This is a genomic window from Bradyrhizobium sp. HKCCYLRH2047 (assembly GCF_051168175.1).
Lineage (GTDB): Bacteria > Pseudomonadota > Alphaproteobacteria > Rhizobiales > Xanthobacteraceae > Bradyrhizobium.
Genome location: NZ_JBNPUM010000010.1, coordinates 145,370 through 163,898 on the forward strand (window position 1 = coordinate 145,370; position 18,529 = coordinate 163,898).

Sequence of the window (18,529 nt, forward strand, 5' to 3'; positions counted from 1 at the left end):
CACAGGGGGAATTCGAAACCGCCACGAGAATGTTACTAGACGAATTATTCTAGATTTGATTGTCTAATTCACGCACTGTCAAGAGGATGGTGTTCAACTTTCGCGTGAACCTGCTTGCCTGCAACGGCGAGCGGGTTTTGCGGGCTGCTGACGACCAACAGGTGCTTTCCGGTCCCTGCGTGCTTGCGCGGCAGGACGGGAATGATCGCCACCACCCAACCGGGCCGAAGATACGACCATGTCTCCATTCACAGGATCCTCTTTCCTTCGGGCACCGGGCTCACGCCTGCTGGCCGCGGCCGGCTGCGCTGCCGTCGGCCTGCTGCTGGCCGGCTGCGAGCAGAAGACGGCCGCAACCGCGCCGCCGTCCCGGATGGTGCGGACCGAGGTGGTCAAGCTGTCGGAGCGCCGGCAATCGATCACGCTGACCGGCGACGTGCAGGCGCGGGTGCTCGCAGACCTGTCGTTCAGGGTCAGCGGCCGCGTCACCGAGCGGCTCGTCGAGGTCGGCGCGCACGTCAAGGCCGGCCAGTTGCTCGCCAGGATCGATCCGGCCGAGCAGCAGGCCGATCTCGATTCCGCGGAGGCCGCCGTGGCGGCCGCGGAGTCGCAGGTAAAGGTCGCAACCTCCAATTTCAACCGCCAGCAGACGCTGATCACGAGCGGCTTCACGACGCGCGCGACCTTCGACCAGGCCCAGGAGACGCTGCGCACGGCGGAGGGATCGCTGGAGGCCGCCAAGGCCCAGCGCGACACCGCCAAGGACGCCCTGACCTACACCGAGCTCCGCGCCGACGCGGACGGCACCATCACCGCGCGCAACATCGAGGTCGGGCAGGTCGCCCAGGCCGCGCAGTCCGTGTTCACGCTCGCGCATGACGGCGACCGCGACGCGGTCATCGACGTCTACGAAGCCGCGCTGTCGCTCAAATTCGACGACAGCAAGGTCGCGCTGGCGCTGCTGTCGGATCCCTCGGTCACGGCCAAGGGCACCGTACGCGAGGTCTCGCCGACCATCGATCCGAAGTCGGGCACCGTCCGCGTCAAGATCGCGATCGAGAATCCGCCGCCGGAGATGATCCTCGGCAGCGCCGTCAGCGCCACCGGCTTCATCAAGCCGGAGCAGCGCATCGTGCTGCCGTGGAGCGCGCTGACCGCCGCCGGCAAGACGCCGGCAGTCTGGCTGGTCGATGGCGGCGACAGGACGGTGTCGCTGAAGCCGATCACGATCGAGGACTATGAGACCGGCGCGATCGTGGTGTCGGCCGGGCTGCGACCGGGAGACCGCGTCGTGACCGACGGCGGCAAGCTGCTCAGCGTCGGCCAACAGATCACGTTCAACGAGGAGAAGCGGTCGTGATGTCGCCGATGCGCTGTGTTCTTCCGCTCGGCGCGCTCGCTCTGCTCGCCGGCTGCAACGAGAAGGCCGCCGCTCCCGATCCGGTCCGGCCGGTGCTGTCGATGAAGGTCGAACGGCAGACGGCCAATGTCTCGACGGTCACCGGCACGATCGAGCCGCGCTACAAGGCCGATCTCAGCTTCCGCGTGCTCGGACGCCTGATCGCGCGGCCCGTCTATGTCGGCGACATGGTCAAACAGGACCAGGTCGTGGCGGCGATCGATCCCGCCGCGCTCGAACTCGCCGTGCGCGCCTCGGCCGCCGAGGTCTCGCGCAGCCAGGCGCAGCTCACCAACGCGACCGGCACCGAGGGCCGGCAGCGCACCCTGCTGGAAACCGACGCCACCACCAAGGCGACGCTGGAGAGCGCCGAGCAGTCGCGTGCGGCCGCCCAGGCCTCCGTGATCAAGGCGCAATCCAACCTCGCCAAGGCGCGCGAGCAACTCGGCTACGCCCAGCTCAAGGCCGATTTCGCCGGCATCGTCACGGCCGTCGGCGCGGAAGTCGGACAGGTCGTCTCGCCCGGCCAAAGCGTGGTCACGGTGGCGCGGCCCGACATTCGCGAGGCGGTCATCGACGTCGGCGACGACATTGCGAGCGCGCTGCAGGTCGGTACGCCGTTCACGGTGCGGCTGCAGGTCGATCCGACCATCAGCACGACCGCGAAGGTCCGCGAGATCGCGCCGCGCGCCGACGCCACGACGCGCACGCGTCGCGTCCGCATCACGCTCGACAACCCGCCCGAAACCATGCGGCTCGGCACCACCGTCACCGCGACCGTGAACACCGAGCAACGGACCGTCATCCGATTGCCGTCGACGGCGATCCTGGAGCAGGACGGCAAGAGCTTCGTCTGGCTGGTGGATGACGCCAACAACTCCGTCAAGCGCCAGGAGATCATGGTCGCCCGCAACGAGGACGGCAGCATCCGCGTCACCGGCGGCCTCGAACCGGGGCAGCGTGTCGTCACCGCCGGCGTGCACAGTCTCAAGGATGGCCAGTCCGTCCGCATCGATCAGGAATCTCAGCCGTGAAGTCCTTCAACCTCTCCGACTGGGCGCTCGAGCACCGCTCGCTCGTCTGGTATTTCATGATCGCCTTCATGGCTGCGGGCCTCTTCTCCTACGTGCATCTCGGCCGCGAGGAGGATCCGTCCTTCACCATCAAGACGATGCTGATCCAGGCCAAATGGCCCGGCGCCTCCGCCGAGGAGATGACGCGGCAGGTCACCGACCGCATCGAGAAGAAGCTCGAGGAGCTGCCGGCGCTCGACTACACCAAGAGCCTGACCGTGCCCGGCCAGACCACGGTGTTCGTCAACCTGCGCGACACGACCAAGGCGCGCGACGTCGTCCCGACCTGGCTGCAGGTGCGCAACCTGATCAACGACATCAAGGGCGACTTTCCGTCCGGCGTCGTCGGGCCAGGATTCAATGACCGCTTCGGTGATGTGTTCGGCAACATCTACGCCTTCACCAGCGATGGCCTCAGCCAGCGCCAGTTGCGCGACCGCGTCGAGGAGGTCCGCGCCAAGGTGCTGACCGTGCCCAATGTCGGCCGCGTCGACATCGTCGGCGCGCAGAACGAGGTGATCTATCTCGAATTCTCGCCACGCAAGGTCGCCGCGCTGGGCATCGACCAGCGCACCATCCTCAACGCGCTGCAGGCGCAGAATGCGGTGTCGCCGTCCGGCGTGCTGCAGGCCGGCCCCGAGCGGGTCGCGGTACGCGTCTCCGGCCAGTTCACCTCCGAGGAGAGCCTCAAGGCGATCAACCTGCGCATCAACGACCGTTTCTTCCCGCTCACCGACGTCGCCACCATCACCCGCGGCTACGAGGATCCGCCAACCTCGCTGTTCCGCTTCAACGGCCAGCCCGCGATCGGGCTTGCCATCGGCATGAAGGCCGGCGCCAACCTGCTCGATTTCGGCGAGGCGCTGAAAGAGGAGATGACCAAGGTCGTGGCCGATCTGCCGGTCGGCGTCGGCGTGCATCTGGTCTCGGACCAGCCCAAGATCGTCGAGGAAGCGGTCGGCGGCTTCACCAAGGCGCTGTACGAAGCCGTCATCATCGTGCTCGCGATCAGCTTCGTCAGCCTCGGCGTCCGCGCCGGCCTCGTGGTCGCGATCTCGATTCCGCTGGTGCTCGCGATCACCTTCCTGTTCATGGCCTACACCGGCATCTCGCTGCAGCGCATCTCGCTGGGCGCGCTGATCATCGCGCTCGGCCTGCTGGTCGACGACGCCATGATCGCGGTCGAGATGATGGTGGCGCGGCTCGAGGTGGGCGACTCCTTGCGCAAGGCCGCGACCTACGTCTACACCTCGACGGCGTTCCCGATGCTGACGGGCACGCTGGTGACGGTCGCCGGCTTCATTCCGATCGGCCTCAACAGCAGCGCCGCCGGCGAGTTCACCTTCACGCTGTTCGTGGTGATCGCCGTGTCGCTCGTCGTGTCCTGGATCGTGGCCGTGCTGTTTGCGCCGCTGCTCGGCGTCACCATCCTGCCCGCGACCTTGCCGAGTCACCATGCCGAAGGCGGCCGGCTGACGCGGATATTTCGCGCCATGCTCAATGCCTGCATGCGCAACCGCTGGACCACGATCGTCGCCACGGTCCTGATCTTCGGCCTGTCGGTGTTCGGCATGCGCTTCGTGCAGCAGCAGTTCTTCCCCTCCTCCGACCGCACCGAGCTGGTGATCGACTTCAACCTGCCGCAGAATTCCTCGATCGCCGAGACCAACGCGCAGATGGCGAAGTTCGAACAGGAGGCGCTGAAGGGCGATCCCGACATCGACCACTGGTCGACCTATGTCGGCTCCGGCGCGCAGCGCTTCGTGCTGTCGTTCGACGTGCAGCCCGCCGACGTCTCGTTCGGCCAGATCATCATCGTCACCAAGAGCCTCGAGGCGCGTGACCGCGCCCGCGCCAAGCTGCAGGCCTATCTCACCAAGACGTTCCCCGGCACCGACGCCTATGTGCACCTGCTCGACATCGGCCCGCCGGTCGGCCGCCCCGTGCAGTACCGTGTCAGCGGGCCTGATGTCGCAAAGGTGCGCGAGACAGCGCAGGAATTCGCCGGCGTCATGCGCGGCAACAGCCATCTCGGCGCCGTCATCTTCGACTGGATGGAGCCGGCGCGCGTCGTGAAGGTCGACGTCCTGCAGGACAAGGCCCGCCAGCTCGGCGTCACGTCCTCCGACATCGCCAACGCGTTGAACGGCGTGCTCGACGGCACCTCGATCACCCAGGTGCGCGACGACATCTATCTGATCGACGTGCGCGGCCGCGCCCAGGCCAAGGAGCGGCAATCGCTGGAGACCCTGCGCGACCTGCAGCTGTCGGGCTCGAACGGCCAGTCGATCCCGCTCGCGGCGCTGGCGACCTTGCGCTACCAGATCGAGCAGCCCGAGATCTGGCGCCGCTCGCGGCAGCCCACGCTGACGCTGAAGGCCAGCGTCATCGATCAGGTACAGCCGAACACGGTGGTCGATCAGCTCAAGCCCGCCCTTGCGGCGTTCAACGCCAGGCTTCCGGCCGGCTATCAGGTCGTCACCGGCGGCAGCGTCGAGGAGAGCGCCAAGAGCCAGGCGCCGATCATCGCGGTCGTTCCGATCATGCTGTTCACCATGGCCACGATCCTGATGCTGCAGTTGCAGAGCTTCCAGCGCCTGTTCCTGGTGTTCGCGGTCGCGCCGCTGGCCTTGATCGGCGTCGTCGCGGCGCTGCTGCCGAGCGGTGCGCCGCTCGGCTTCGTCGCCATCCTCGGCGTGCTCGCGCTGATCGGCATCCTGATCCGCAACTCGGTGATCCTGATCGTGCAGATCGAGCATCTGCGCGACGAAGGCCGCCCGCCATGGGAGGCCGTGATGGAGGCGACCGAGCACCGCATGCGGCCGATCATGCTGACAGCAGCCGCGGCCTCGCTGGCGCTGATCCCGATCGCGCGCGAAGTGTTCTGGGGTCCGATGGCCTATGCGATGATGGGCGGCATCATCGTCGGCACCGTGCTGACCCTGCTGTTCCTGCCGGCGCTCTATGTCGCCTGGTTCCGGATCAAGACGCCGGAGGCGAGCGATTCAGTCGAGCCGGCAGCGCACGGCGCCTGACGCGGGGCCTGCGTGAATCGCGGATAATTGCGTGGGATAAGCCGCCCGCGTGGGTTAAAGCCCGCGCGGCGGCCGGGTAGATTCGGCCTTCATGGAAGGATGCGAATCATGACCGATCCTCAGATCGTCTGCCCCTCCTGCCGCACCGAGATCAAGCTGACCGAGCAGCTCGCAGCGCCACTGATCGCGGAGACGCGCCGGCAGTTCGAGAAGCAGCTCCAGGCGAAAGAAGCCGATTTCGGCCGCCGCGAGGCGCAGCTCACGGCCGCGCAGGCGCAGATCGCGCAGGCCAAGGCCGCGATCGACCAGCAGGTCGCCGCCAAGCTGAAGGCCGAACGCGCCGCGATCGCGCAGACCGAAGCCGAGAAGGCGCGGCAGGCGGTGGCCGATGAGATGGGCAACCGCGATCGCCAGCTTGCCGAGCTGCACGAGGCCATCGTCAGCAAGGACGCCAAGCTCGCCGACGCACAGAAGGCGCAGGCCGAGATGCTGCGCAAGCAGCGCGAGCTCGACGAGGCCCGCCGCGAGCTCGATCTGACCATCGAGACCAAGGTGCAGGAGTCGCTGGTCGCCGTGCGCGACAAGGCGCGGCTAGAGGCCGAAGAGGGCCTGAAGGCCAAGGTCGCCGAGAAGGAGACCCAGATCGCCGGCATGCAGCGGCAGATCGAGGAGCTCCGCCGCAAGGCCGAGCAGGGCTCGCAGCAGCTGCAGGGCGAAGCGCTGGAGATCGAGCTGGAATCGCAACTGCGCGCGCGCTTTCCCCGCGACCTGGTCGAGCCGGTGCCGAAGGGCGAGTTCGGCGGCGACGTGATCCATCGCGTGGTCGGCCCGGGCGGCCAGGCCTGCGGCGCGATCCTGTGGGAATCCAAGCGCACCAAGAACTGGAGCGATGGTTGGCTCGTGAAGCTGCGCGACGACCTGCGCGCCGCCAAGGCCGACATCGCGCTGATCGTCTCGAGCGCGCTGCCCAAGGGGGTCGACGGCTTCGACCTGATCGACGGCGTCTGGGTCGCCGAGCCGCGCTTCGCGCTGCCGCTGTCGCAGGCGCTGCGCCAGTCGCTGATCGACGTCGCCTGCAGCAAGCTCGCGCAGGAGGGCCAGCAGACCAAGATGGAGATGGTCTACGCCTATCTCACCGGCCCCCGCTTCCGCCACCGCATCGACGCCATCGTCGAGCGCTTCACCGAGATGCAGTCGGATCTCGACCGCGAGCGCAAAACCATGATGCGTCTGTGGGCCAAGCGCGAGGAGCAACTGCGCGGCGTGCTGGATTCGACGGCGGGCCTGTATGGCGATCTCCAAGGCATCGCCGGCCGCGCGATGCAGGAGATCGAGAGCCTCGACGTGCTGCTGATCGAGGGCAAGAGCGAGGCGGCGGAGTAGCGCGCGCCGGCCGCGCCCCGAGGCGTGCCAGCATCACGCCGCATCAACGCTTTTTCCGATGCAGCCGCATCGCGCCGCGTCTCGCTTTGCCGTGGCATGCGGATGCAGATGACCGCTACTGCTTCGCCATCTGCGTGCTCGCCTGGGCGTCGCTCGGCACAGCCCCCTTGTCGACCCATTCCGGCGGGGCGCCCAGACGGTTGGCGACCATGCCGATGAGCCCGGGGTCCCTGCCGAACGCCTCGCACGCCGCGTTCTTCGGCTTGCCGCCGAGCGCCGCGCCGATGCGTTCGATCGACGGCAGCTTCGGTGGCTTGCCGAACGGGGTCTCTCCGGTCACGAGCATCTGGCCGAAATCGGCGCTGAACGAACTTGCCAGATCGTAGGCATCGCCGGCCTGCGACAGCACCGGCGAGTTGGTGAACGAGTTGGCGCCGCGCGCCCACACCATGGCGGCCTGCTGCCGGCCCTTGCGGTCGAGCGCTTCGGCCTCGATCGTGAGACTGCCGAGCCCGATCGGCAGCCGCGGCACTGGGACGGGGACGCCCAGCGCGCCAGGCACGGCCGACACGACCTTGGACGCGCCGGCGGCGACCGGATCGGTCGGCGACGCCTGGGTGATGAAGGTGCGCGTCGTCAGATCGGCTCTCTGACTGGGCGCAACGACCGTGAAGCGTTCGCTCAGGTTGAGACACAGCGCGCGGTCGACCGCATTGGCGACGAGCTGCCGCTGCTGGTCCGTCAGCACCGCGCCGGCCTGCCCCGAAAAGGACGTCGGCATGATACGCACGGTCTGGGCCGCGAGCACATTGTCCTTGTCGACGTTGAGCTGCGACTTGGCGAGCAGGCCGTTCGATTCCGCCAGCGCCTGATAGGATGCGAGCGCGCCGCTCTGCGTCATCTGCGCCGTGGCGCAACCCGACAGGCCGAGCGCCGCGCACAGCATCGTCAGGCGGATGGTGGCGGGGGCACAGGATCTCACGAAAGCCGCGACGTCGATCTCGACCATGCTTCTCCCGCCTCACGCCCACAATGATCGCCCTCTCGCGGGCGGCGCATCCTTCTCCGAGATTTCGGACGGCGTGGGGCGGAAGCATGGAGAGATGTTTCGAAACGGCACCAACCAAGGAGAGAGTGCGGCGAGCGTGTGCGTGGCACACGCCGCTGCCGCGGCCTCACACGCCGCTGGTGATGGCGATGACGCCTGCTACGGCCAGCACGGCGCCCAGCCAGGCCGCCGGCGCGGGCCTTCGCCCGGTGCTCCACCACAGCAGCGGCAGGATCATGACGGGCGTCGTCGACGACAGGCTAGAAACGATTCCAACCGGCCGGCTCGTCAGAGCAAACAAGACGAGCGTCATGCCGATGCCCATCCCGAGCACACCGCTGAGCGCCGATCGGATGACGATTGATCTATCCACCGCGGCCGAGTTGCGGAAACCCGGAACGGCGGACAAAGTGAGCAAGGCTGCCAATCCGATCGCGGCACGAATGGACGTGGCCAACGCCGGGTCGAGGCCGGCAGCCATCACGGGACGCGCGATCAGGACAGCCGCCGCTGCGAACAGCGCCGCCGCGAGACCGAACACGAGCCCCACGCGCAGCGAGCCGTGTGTCTCCTGGGCGATGGTGCCAGGCTGCCTGAAGATGATTGCGACGGACACGCCGCCGACGATACACGCTAATGCGATGATCTTGATCGCCGACAGTGCTTCACCAAGCCAAAAATAGCCGAGCACGGCCGCAAATGCAGCCCAGCTGGCATAGACGACGGCCGTCAGGCGTGGCCCCAGTCGCGCCAGTGCAGCATAGAAGCAGGAGTCGGCGACGACGACCCCGAGCAGGCTCGATGCAGCCAGCATCAGCAGCTGATCCCCCGGCGGCGCGGCCCAGCGGCCTTGCAGCGTCACCAGGGCCAGCATGGTGAGGAGCGCCGCTGCGAGACGGATCGCGTTGAACCTGACGGGACCGAGTTGGCGAACGGCCGACGGCGCAATGAGGTTGCTGACGGCGATGCTGAAAGCAGCCGCCAGTGCAGCCAGATCGGAGAGCATGATGAACGGCCACACTGCAGAGCGATCTGTTCTGATCGTCCAGCAATCTGGCCCTGGCAACGGCCGCGGTCAAGCAATCACATCGCCGACGGCACACGCCATCGTTCCGCGGGAAGCCAGTACCCCACGGCATTGGTCACGACAGTGCCGCCGAGCCGGATGCCCGCCAGCGCGGGACACGACAATGGTCGTGACGCACATTCACATAACATGGGTCTCACAGTTGGAGCCGTTCTGGGATCTTCCCCAAGACCCCTGACAGCCGTCGGCTGTCGGGGGCGAGACCGGCTCACCCCACGACCTTGTCCAATGTGATCGGCAAATCCCGAATACGCTTGCCGGTGGCGTGATAGACCGCGTTGGCGATCGCCGCGGCGACGCCGACGATGCCGATCTCGCCGACGCCCTTGATGCCCATCTTGTTGATGGTGCGATCCTCCTCGTCGACGAAGATCACCTTGATATCGTGAACGTCGGCATTCACCGGCATGTGATACTCGGCGATGTTGGCGTTCATGATGCGCCCAAACCGCTGGTCGATCTGGGCTTCCTCGTGCAACGCCATGCCGATGCCCATGACGACCCCGCCCATGATCTGGCTCGAAGCCGTCTTGGTGTTGAGGATGCGCCCGGCGGCGACGGCATTGACGATGCGCGTCACCCTGACGACGCCGAGCTCCTCGTCGATCCTCACCTCGGCGAAAACGGCCGAATGCGTGTTGTGCGCGTGCTTGTCGTCGTCCTCGAACTCCGAGCCGCGCTCCTTTTCGATCCGGTCCATGCCGCCATGGCGCATGACGTCGGCCATGGGCACCGAACGATTGCGATCCGCGATGGCAACGATCGCGCCACCCGCGAGCGTCACCTCGTCGGCCCCAAGCCCCTGCAAAGGCGAGCCCGGGATGGTGTGCGCGATCTTCAAAAGCTCCGCCCGGATATCATCAGCGGCGTTGACGATCGCATGCGAGATCGAGGCTGCGGTCCATGAGCCGCCCTCCACCGGCGACTTCGGCAGCGTGGAGTCGCCGAGCTTCACATTGATGCTGTCGAGCGGCACGCCGAGCATGTCGGCGGTGACCTGTGCCATGATCGTGTAGGTGCCGGTTCCGATATCGGAGGTCGCGCTCGACACCTCGACATGTCCGTTGGCCGTCATCACAATCCGCGCCGCGAACGGCATCTGCAAGGCCTCCCAGGCCCCGCTCGCCATCCCCCAGCCGACGAGTTCTCGGCCGTCACGCATCGACCTCGGCTCCGGATTGCGCTTAGACCAGCCGAAGGCCCCGGCGCCCTGCTGATAGCACTCCTTCAGCCGCTTGCTGGAGAACGGCAGATCCTTGTCCTGATCCCGATCGGAATAGCAGCGCAGGCGCAATTCGAGCGGATCCATCTTGAGCGCGACGGCGAGTTCGTCCATCGCGCATTCGAGACCGTAGACGCCACTGGCGGCGCCGGGCGCGCGCATGTCGCCCGGCGTCGGCACGTCGAGCCTGGCGAGCCGATGCGTCGCGCGCGAAGTGGCGGAGGTGTAGAGCACCTCGCCCCAGCCGATGTCGTTGCGCGAGAACGCCTCGTGCTGCGAGGTCATTGCGATGGCTTCTTGCGTCAGCGCCGCCAGCGTGCCGTTCTCACGGGCGCCGAGCGCCAGCCGCTCGATCGTCGCCGGGCGATAGCACAAGCCATACATCTGCGCACGGCTGAGCACGACGCGCACCGCGCGCTTCAGCTTCAGCGCCGCCATGGCGGCGAGCACCACCTGATATTGCGGCCGCAGGCCGGAGCCGAACGCGCCGCCGACGAACGGCGACATCACCTGGACGTCGTCCTCCTTCAATCGGAAAACGCTGCAGACATAGCGCTGCACATTCTGGACGCCCTGGGTCTTGTCGTAGACCACGAGCTTGCCGCCCTCACGCCAGAGCACCGTCGACGCGTAGAGCTCCATCGGGTTGTGATATTCGATCGGCACGCCATAGTCCGCGTCGTGACGCACGGCTGCGCCGGCGAGCGCCCTTGTCGCGTCGCCGCGTGGCTTGACCGGCTTGTCGACCTTGAACGCCTGCTCGCGCAGCGCATGCAGATCCGTCGCGAATCTCTCGACCTCATAGTCGATCTCGACCAGCGTTGCGGCGAAGCGTGCGGTGTCCTCGTCCTCGGCCACGACCAGCGCGACCGGCTGGTAGTTGAAATGCACTCTGTCATCGTAGAGCGGGCGATAGGGCGAGCCGTCCTCCGGCGCGACCTCGTCGCGATAGTCGTCATCCTTGTCCGCCATCCTGACCCGGTTGGCGTGAGTCAGCACGTCGATGACGCCGTCGACCGCCAGCGCGCGGCTGGTATCGATGCGCACGATCCGCCCCCGCGGAATGGTGGAACTGACCACGACGCCGAAGGCGAGATCGGGCGCGGTGAACTCGGCGGCATATTTGGCGGCACCGGTGACCTTGGCGCGGCCGTCGACGCGGGAGGTGGCAGTGCCGATGTGAGCTGTCATGACGTCACCGGATGGTCTTGATGGCTTGGATCTGCGGGGTTGCGTTCGCGGCCTGGGTCAGCGTGCGGACGATCGCGCGACGCGCGAGCGGGATCTTGAACGCATTGTGCCCGGAGCTTTTGGCTTCCTTGAGCAGGATGTCCGCGGCACGGCCGAACGCCTGGGGATCCGGCGCCTGCCCGCGCAGCGCGTCCTCGGCAGCCTGGTTGCGCCACGGCTTGTGGGCGACGCCACCGAGCGCCAATCGTGCTTCGCGGATCTGGCTGCCGTCGAGATCGAGCGCAGCGGCGACCGAGACCAGTGCGAAGGCATAGGACAGCCGGTCGCGGATCTTCAGATAGCTGTGGTGCGACGCGAAGCCTTGCGGCGGCAGCTCGATCGCGGTGATGATCTCGTCGGCACGCAGCGTGTTGTCGAGATCCGGCCGGTCGCCAGGCAGCCGGTGGAAATCGGCGAAGGCGATGAGGCGCTCACCCGAGGCCCCGGTAACATGCACCGTGGCGCCGAGCGCGGCCAGCGCGACGCACATGTCGGAGGGATGGGTCGCGATGCAGTCGGCGCTGGTGCCGAGGATGGCGTGGCCTCGGTTGAGGCCATCGATGGCCGAGCAGCCGGCGCCGGGTGTGCGCTTGTTGCAGGGCGTGGCGACGTCGTAGAAATAGGCGCAACGTGTCCGCTGCAGCAGGTTGCCGCCGGTCGAGGCCATGTTGCGGAGCTGTGCCGAGGCGCCGGCGAGGATCGCGCTCGCCAGCAGCGGATAGCGGCTCTCGATGACCGGGTGATAGGCCAGCGTGCTGTTCGGCACCAGCGCGCCGATCCTGACGCCGCCGGCGCTCGTCTCCTCCACCTTCGTCAACGGCAGGCGGCTGATGTCGATCAGCTGACGCGGCTGCTCGACGTGATACTTCATCAGGTCGATCAGGTTGGTGCCGCCGGCGATGAACCTGGCTTCCGGTACCGCCGCCTTGAGCTTGACGGCCTCGGCGACATCGCTCGCGCGGGCATAGTCGAAATTGTTCATCGTCCTCCTCCCATCGCCTGTTCGATGGCGCCGACGATGTTCGGATAGGCGCCGCAACGGCAGATGTTGCCGCTCATCAGCTCGCGGATCTCCTCCTTCGTCTTCGCCCTGCCCTCGGCGATCAGGCCGGCCGCCGAGCAGATCTGGCCCGGCGTGCAATAGCCGCATTGGAAGGCGTCGTGATCGATGAAGGCCTGCTGCAGCGGGTGCAGGTCATCGCCCTTGGCGAGTCCCTCGATGGTCGTGATCTCGGCGCCATCCTTCATGACCGCGAGCGTCAGGCAGGAGAGCACGCGGCGGCCGTCGATCAGCACGGTGCAGGCGCCGCACTGGCCGTGATCGCAGCCCTTCTTGGTGCCGGTGAGATCGAGATGGTTGCGCAGGAGATCGAGCAGCGTGGTCCAGGGCGCCACCCGCAAAGTACGCAATTCGCCGTTGATCTGAAGCGTGACGGACAGAGGCGCAGGCCTGGAAAGGGGTAAGGCATTCTCGCGCGACGCGCTCATGCGGGGTCTCCATTGACGGACCCGCATCAACCCGCGATGGCGCCGATGGTTCGCAACAATTTTTCAGCAGCGGCCCGCGGGACTTGCCCAGGCCAGCACGTGCAAAGGGCGGACGGTACAACCGCCTGGTCGGTCGCGTCGCCGTCCGGCTCAAGCGGCGCGGCCGAGCCACGCCCGCATTTTCTCCGCCAGGCTGCGGCGGCGCGGTCCGTCCTGCGCCTCGTCATCGACGGCGGCCGCATCCTCAGGCGGCATGGCCTCAGCGCCGGGATCAAGCCCGTCCTCACTTTGGCGGCTCACATCGGCATCCGGCGCGACCGGGGTGGGCAGCAGCGACTTGATCGCGGCGGCGACCGCTTCGATGCGCTCGAGGTCGGCGGGCTCGCGTTCCATCGCTGCGGGTTCGGCCGGCAGCGGGGCTAGGTCCGCCTCCACCGGCATAGCCGTCGTCTCCAAGACGATCGGTTCGGATTGATCGAGGCCGGGCGCCGCAGCCGCAAGCACGGCTTCGGCGGGCTGCTCGCCCTGCACGTCGATCGCGAGGTCGGCGATCTCCGGCGCCGGGGCGGGCTGCTCTACGATCCGGCTGCGGCGCTTCCTGGCCGTTGCAGGCTTTGCCGCGAGCGCCGCCGTCTCCACCGCGGGCTTCTCGACCGGCTTCTTGTCAGCGGCGGTCTTCGCCGCCACCTCGGGCGCGGACTTCGCTTTGGTCTTGCGGATCAGGCCTGCCAGCGCGTAGGGCCCGACGGTCTCCAGGAAGGTCTTCTCATGGTCGCGCGACAGCCGCCCCACTGCCGCATCGAGCGGCAGCCAGTCGACGGCGCGGACATCGTCCATCAGCGGCTGCGACGGCTCGCCGGCCGCTTCCATGCGCCAGTAGTGCACGACCTTGGAACGCGTGCCCGTGTCGTAGACCAGGGTGCCGAGAAATTCATGCACGGTGACCTTGTGGCCGGTCTCCTCCAGCACCTCGCGCTTGGCGGCGTCGCGGGGCGTCTCGCCATCGTCGAGCTTGCCTTTCGGCAGCACCCATTCGTCACGCTTGCGCAGGCGCACGACCGCGATGCGCGGCGGCTGTTCCCGCCGCAGCACGATGCCACCTGCCGCCATGATCGGCGCTCTCGCCATCGCCTCTCCCGAGCCGCAACGACCGCAACTCCCGCGGTCTGATTCGTCAGTTGAACGCTCCGATATAGGACTGCGCAACGACGAAATCGAGATTGCGCAGGCAGGGACCCGACATTCATCCGGCGGCGACGCGCCTGCGCCACAGTGGCTGGCCGGCGCGAATGCGGGCGCCCTCCGTGACATTGGGACAGAACGTGAAGTCGCCCGGCGCGAGCAGGATGATGGTCGAGCCGTGCTCGAACCAGCCGAGCTCGTCGCCCTTGCGCACATTGTTGTGACAGGGGTAGGCGAGCGGCCGCTCGGTCTGCGCGTTCAATACGCGGTCGAGCGCATGCAGGCGGATGCTCGCGACCAGGATCGCCGCCACCGGCACGATCGTGAACGGCTCGCCCGAGGCGAGATGCGTGCGGATCACGGCGCGCTCGTTCTTGCAGAACAGCCGCTCGACCCGCTTCAGCGCGATCGGATTGACGTTCCAGACGTCGCCATGGATCAGGCTGACATGCTCGAGCGTCATGTCGTAAGGCGCATGGAAGCGGTGATACATGCTCGACGTGAGACGCAAGGTGACGAAGCAGCCGTTGCGGTGGGTCTCGACCACGGCGGGATCGACGACGAGCTCGCGCAATGAATAGGGTGCGCCCTTGATCTGATAGAGCTCGCCGTCGCGGATCAGGCCGTGGGCGCCGATGATACCGTCCGACGGGCTCGTGACGATGGCAGGATCGGGATCGAACGGCCGCAGGCCGGGCTTCAGCTCGCGCGTGAAGCAGGCGTGCAGGCTCTTGAAGCGGTTCTCCTTGGCCTCGGAGAGATCGAGGTCGGAGAACAGCTTCCACAGCGCGATCGAGGCGTCGCGGACCAGCGGATTCTCGATCTTGGAGAACCAGCCCATGAAACGGGTCAGCGCGGCGCGCGGCACGCGGTTGGTGAGCAGGAAGTTGAGGTCTTCCTGTTGGGTGACGGAGGCGATCAGGCTTTTGACTGTCATGAATCTGTCAGCAGGAGTGGTTAGCGCTTTTGGACATGATGGAAAACTCGATTCCTTATGTATCGCTCGCCGTTGGCGCTGCCGTGACGGCCGCCATGGCCCCGAAGGTCAAGGCCCGCATCGAGCTGTCGCGCGCCAAGCACCGCTCGCTGGCCGGCCATTCCAAGATGTCGCGCCGGATCTCCAGGCTGATCCCGCGCTATGAGTTCGAGATCGACGACTTCTTCCGCTCCGACGGCGCGCCGCAGGCGATCGCCACGAAGCGCCAGGACGGCTTCTTCCGACTCGGCGCGTTGTTCCAGGAGAGGTTCGCCAAGAGCCGCGCGCTGACGGCGGAGGCCGCAAGCCGCATCTCCGACCTGCAGTTCACCCAGAGCTACCGGGTCCCCTTCCAGTACAGCCGTCTGGTCAAGGAGCAGCTCGGCGCCGGCTCGTTCATGCAGGCCTCCTCGGGCGTCACCCTGACCGATCTCGACGGCAACCGGTTCTACGACCTCACCGGTTCCTACGGCGTCAACATCTTCGGCTACGACTTCTACAAGGAGTGCATCGCAGCCGCCGAGCGGCGCGCGAGCGCGCTCGGCCCGGTGCTCGGACTCTATCACCCGGTCGTGGCCGACAATGTGAAGCGCCTGACCGAGCTGTCCGGAATGGACGAGGTCTCGTTCCACATGTCTGGCACCGAGGCGGTGATGCAGGCGGTGCGGCTCGCGCGCTACCACACCGGCCGCAGCCATCTGGTGCGCTTCGCCGGCGCCTATCATGGCTGGTGGGGCGACGTGCAGCCCGGCGTCGGCAATCCGATCGCCCCGCACGAGACCTACACCTTGGCCGAGATGTCCGAGCGCACGCTGCATGTCCTGCGCACCCGGCGCGACATCGCCTGCGTGCTGGTCAACCCGTTGCAGGCGCTGCATCCGAACGGCAATGCGCCCGGCGATTCGGCGCTGGTCGATTCCTCGCGCAAAGGGAAGTACGACCGCGAGGCCTACACCGCCTGGCTGAAGCAGCTGCGCGAGGTGTGCACGGAACGGGGCATCGTGCTGCTGTTCGACGAGGTCTTCCTCGGCTTCCGGCTCGCGCCGGGCGGCGCCCAGGAGTATTTCGGCGTCAGGGCCGACATGGTGACCTACGGCAAGAGCCTCGGCGGCGGCCTGCCGATCGGCGTCGTCTGCGGCAAGCGCGAATTGATGCGCCGCTTCCGCGACGACCGCCCGGCCGACATCTGCTTCGCGCGCGGCACCTTCAACTCGCATCCTTACGTGATGGCGGCAATGGACGAGTTCCTGAGCCGGCTCGACAGCCCGAACTTCCGCGCCATCTATGACGGGCTGGACGAGACCTGGAACGGCCGTGCCGCGCAGCTCAACGCGGAGCTCACCGCCAAGGAGCTGCCGGTGCGCGTCTCCAATCTGCAGTCGATCTGGCTGGTCGAGTACACCGTGCCGTCGCGCTACAATTGGATGCTGCAATACTATCTGCGCGCCGAGGGCCTGGCGCTGAGCTGGGTCGGCACCGGCCGCTTCATCTTCAGCCTGAACTACACCGACGCCGATTTCGCCGAGGTGACCAGGCGCTTCGTCTCGGCGGCCGAGAAGATGAAGCAGGACGGCTGGTGGTGGAACGACGGCACGCTCACCAACAAGGCGATCAAGCGCCAGATCCTGAAGGAGATGCTCGGCGCCGCGTTCGGGCGCTGAGGCCAGCGCCTCCCCCGCTTGCGAGGGAGGTCGGCGGGCTCGCAGAGCCCGACGGGTGGGGGCCGCGGCACGACGCGCTCTCACGATCAGCGGAGCAAGCCTGTCCCCTCCCCGCCCCTCCCCCGCAAGCGGGAGAGGGGGCGCACTGCCCTTGCCGCGACAGCCTGCGTTCAACATCGACAGCCCCCACAAACACCGATGCCCGGGACCGGCCCGGGCATCGCGCAACTCCGACGCATCGGTCCGATCAGGCGTGCTGCTCCTCGAGGGTCTCGCCCATCAGATGCAGGCCCGGATCGATCAGCTCGCCGCGCAGCAGCGCCAGCGGCGCCGAGCGGTACTGCATGAAGTCGTTGAACGGGTCGGTGATGATCTTGGTCATCCAGACGAGGCCGGTCTCGACGTCGCGGATGAAGAACAAATGGATGGTGCGGAACAGCAGGCCGCCGATGCCGATCACGAGCCAGAGCTTGGCGGTTTCGCGGACGAACTCCATCGCCGTGGTCCAGGGCGGCAGCAGGCCGAACAGGGTCGGCTGCAGATACAGCACCACGGGGGCCGCGGCCCAGATCGACATCAGCACGACCTTGCGCTGCAGATTGTAGCCGACCTTGATCTCTTCCTTGTGCTCGTGGGTCGCCTGGTTGACGTGGTCGTAGCCCTTCGGCTCGAAGAAGAAGTGGCCCGCCTGGCGCGAGGTCATCGACACCAGCCAGCCGATCAGCGCCGAGACCAGCGGATCGAACACCATCATCACGTAGGCGATCATGAAGCTGAGCGCGCTGACAAAGTGCAGGCTCTGATTGATACGGCTGTGATGATAGTAGCGATGGTCGTCCCAGCGCTGGATCCGCAGCTGCTCCAGGAAATGCTTGATCATGGTTGCTCCGAAGTATGAGTTGCAGGTCGTGTACAGGGATTCGGTGTAGATCGTGTGACATCATCAAGATGTCACACGATCGGACGCAGTGAAACGTTTTGGACTACGGAGAACGCCGCAGCGGCGGTAGACGGTCGCCGCGGCTTCAAGCCGCGGCAGCACGCTCCAGCTTGCGGAAACGGACCAGCGAGAAATGGCCGAGCGGCGGGATCAGCCGGCGCTCGACCAGCTCCATGCGCTGCGCTCCGGCGAGCCAGCGCATGTAGCGCGACCAGCGGAATTCGGCGGTGCGGAAGCCGAGGCGGCGCACGACCGGCTGCAACGCCTGCTCGATCACGCGGCGCATGCCGGCATCGGCGCTGACGCGGGTCAGGATGATCAATTCGCCGCCCGGGCGCAGGACGCGGGCGAACTCATCGAGCGCGACCTCCGGGTTCGGCACCGCGGTGACGACATATTGCGCCATCACGACGTCGAACGAATCGTCGGGGAAATCGAGCTGCTCCGCGTCCATCACCGCAAGCCCCTCGACGTTCTTCAGCCGCTGGTCGGCGACGCGGCGCATCGCCTTGCCGAGCATCGCCTCGGAGATGTCGGTGCCGAACACGCGCACATGCGGCGCATAGAGCGGCAGCGAAATGCCGGTGCCGACACCGACCTCGAGCACGCGGCCGCCGAGCTTGTTGGTGGCCGATATCGCGGCCTGGCGGCCCTTCTCGAACACGCCGCCGAACACGAGGTCGTAGATCGGCGCCCAGCGGTCATAGGCCTGCTCGACCTGCTCGCGATCGAAGTCGAGCTCCCGCGCGCCGTCGAGCTTCATGGTTTCTGCCATCGTTACATCTCACTTGGTTTGGAATTGATC

The 18,529-nt window shown here is 66.9% G+C and carries 15 protein-coding genes; 5 read left to right on the forward strand and 10 right to left on the reverse strand.

Annotated features, from left to right (window positions below):
* Window positions 1-68: 68 nt before the first annotated feature.
* Window positions 69-248 carry a hypothetical protein gene (locus ACQR1D_RS23860; protein ID WP_316238390.1) on the reverse strand — a complete coding sequence of 60 codons (180 nt, stop codon included), beginning with the start codon at window positions 246-248 and terminating at the stop codon, window positions 69-71.
* On the opposite strand from ACQR1D_RS23860, the gene ACQR1D_RS23865 reads away from it, so the two are divergent.
* From ACQR1D_RS23865 to ACQR1D_RS23880, 4 genes are all read left to right on the forward strand, one after another.
* Window positions 239-1,360, forward strand: coding sequence for an efflux RND transporter periplasmic adaptor subunit (locus tag ACQR1D_RS23865; RefSeq protein ID WP_315804395.1), 1,122 nt, complete (start codon window positions 239-241; stop codon window positions 1,358-1,360). The two genes, ACQR1D_RS23860 and ACQR1D_RS23865, sit on opposite strands and share 10 nt — an antisense overlap.
* The gene (locus ACQR1D_RS23870) at window positions 1,360-2,433 is read left to right on the forward strand and encodes an efflux RND transporter periplasmic adaptor subunit (protein ID WP_434839265.1); all 1,074 of its coding nucleotides are present in this window, start codon (window positions 1,360-1,362) and stop codon (window positions 2,431-2,433) included. Before ACQR1D_RS23865 ends, ACQR1D_RS23870 begins: the two co-directional genes overlap by 1 nt.
* Entirely contained in the window at window positions 2,430-5,507 is a 3,078-nt protein-coding gene (locus tag ACQR1D_RS23875) for an efflux RND transporter permease subunit (protein WP_316238388.1), read from the forward strand. The genes ACQR1D_RS23870 and ACQR1D_RS23875 overlap by 4 nt, the downstream gene beginning before the upstream one ends.
* A 108-nt stretch (window positions 5,508-5,615) precedes the next feature.
* Complete coding sequence (locus ACQR1D_RS23880) at window positions 5,616-6,890, forward strand: DUF2130 domain-containing protein (protein ID WP_434839179.1); 1,275 nt, start codon at window positions 5,616-5,618, stop codon at window positions 6,888-6,890.
* A gap of 115 nt (window positions 6,891-7,005) precedes the next feature.
* Here the strand turns inward: ACQR1D_RS23880 and ACQR1D_RS23885 are convergent, their stop codons facing one another.
* The 7 genes from ACQR1D_RS23885 to asd all read right to left on the reverse strand — a co-directional run bounded on the left by ACQR1D_RS23885 (window position 7,006) and on the right by asd (window position 15,084).
* Window positions 7,006-7,899, reverse strand: coding sequence for a DUF3313 domain-containing protein (locus ACQR1D_RS23885; RefSeq protein ID WP_434839180.1), 894 nt, complete (start codon window positions 7,897-7,899; stop codon window positions 7,006-7,008).
* A 166-nt stretch (window positions 7,900-8,065) separates the two neighbouring features.
* The gene (locus ACQR1D_RS23890; RefSeq protein ID WP_434839181.1) at window positions 8,066-8,944 is read right to left on the reverse strand and encodes an EamA family transporter; all 879 of its coding nucleotides are present in this window, start codon (window positions 8,942-8,944) and stop codon (window positions 8,066-8,068) included.
* A gap of 289 nt (window positions 8,945-9,233) precedes the next feature.
* The gene (locus tag ACQR1D_RS23895; protein ID WP_434839182.1) at window positions 9,234-11,438 is read right to left on the reverse strand and encodes a xanthine dehydrogenase family protein molybdopterin-binding subunit; all 2,205 of its coding nucleotides are present in this window, start codon (window positions 11,436-11,438) and stop codon (window positions 9,234-9,236) included.
* Window positions 11,439-11,442: 4 nt separating this feature from the next.
* A complete protein-coding gene (locus ACQR1D_RS23900; protein ID WP_434839183.1) occupies window positions 11,443-12,459 on the reverse strand; it encodes an FAD binding domain-containing protein in 1,017 nt (338 codons plus the stop codon).
* Complete coding sequence (locus ACQR1D_RS23905) at window positions 12,456-12,965, reverse strand: (2Fe-2S)-binding protein (protein WP_434839184.1); 510 nt, start codon at window positions 12,963-12,965, stop codon at window positions 12,456-12,458. Before ACQR1D_RS23905 ends, ACQR1D_RS23900 begins: the two co-directional genes overlap by 4 nt.
* A 150-nt stretch (window positions 12,966-13,115) precedes the next feature.
* Window positions 13,116-14,093: an NUDIX hydrolase gene (locus tag ACQR1D_RS23910; RefSeq protein ID WP_434839185.1), complete on the reverse strand. Its 978-nt coding sequence runs from the start codon at window positions 14,091-14,093 to the stop codon at window positions 13,116-13,118.
* Between the two features lie 115 nt (window positions 14,094-14,208).
* Window positions 14,209-15,084 (reverse strand): archaetidylserine decarboxylase, encoded by an 876-nt coding sequence (gene asd, locus ACQR1D_RS23915; RefSeq protein WP_434839186.1) that lies wholly within the window; start codon window positions 15,082-15,084, stop codon window positions 14,209-14,211.
* Window positions 15,085-15,119: 35 nt separating this feature from the next.
* On the opposite strand from asd, the gene ACQR1D_RS23920 reads away from it, so the two are divergent.
* Window positions 15,120-16,784, forward strand: a complete 1,665-nt coding sequence (locus tag ACQR1D_RS23920) for an aminotransferase class III-fold pyridoxal phosphate-dependent enzyme (protein WP_434894098.1) — start codon at window positions 15,120-15,122, stop codon at window positions 16,782-16,784.
* A gap of 247 nt (window positions 16,785-17,031) precedes the next feature.
* On the opposite strand, the gene ACQR1D_RS23925 is transcribed toward ACQR1D_RS23920, so the two are convergent.
* Window positions 17,032-17,664 carry a hypothetical protein gene (locus tag ACQR1D_RS23925; protein ID WP_315804384.1) on the reverse strand — a complete coding sequence of 211 codons (633 nt, stop codon included), beginning with the start codon at window positions 17,662-17,664 and terminating at the stop codon, window positions 17,032-17,034.
* A gap of 145 nt (window positions 17,665-17,809) precedes the next feature.
* Entirely contained in the window at window positions 17,810-18,499 is a 690-nt protein-coding gene (locus tag ACQR1D_RS23930; RefSeq protein ID WP_434839187.1) for a class I SAM-dependent methyltransferase, read from the reverse strand.
* Between the last annotated feature and the right edge of the window lie 30 nt (window positions 18,500-18,529).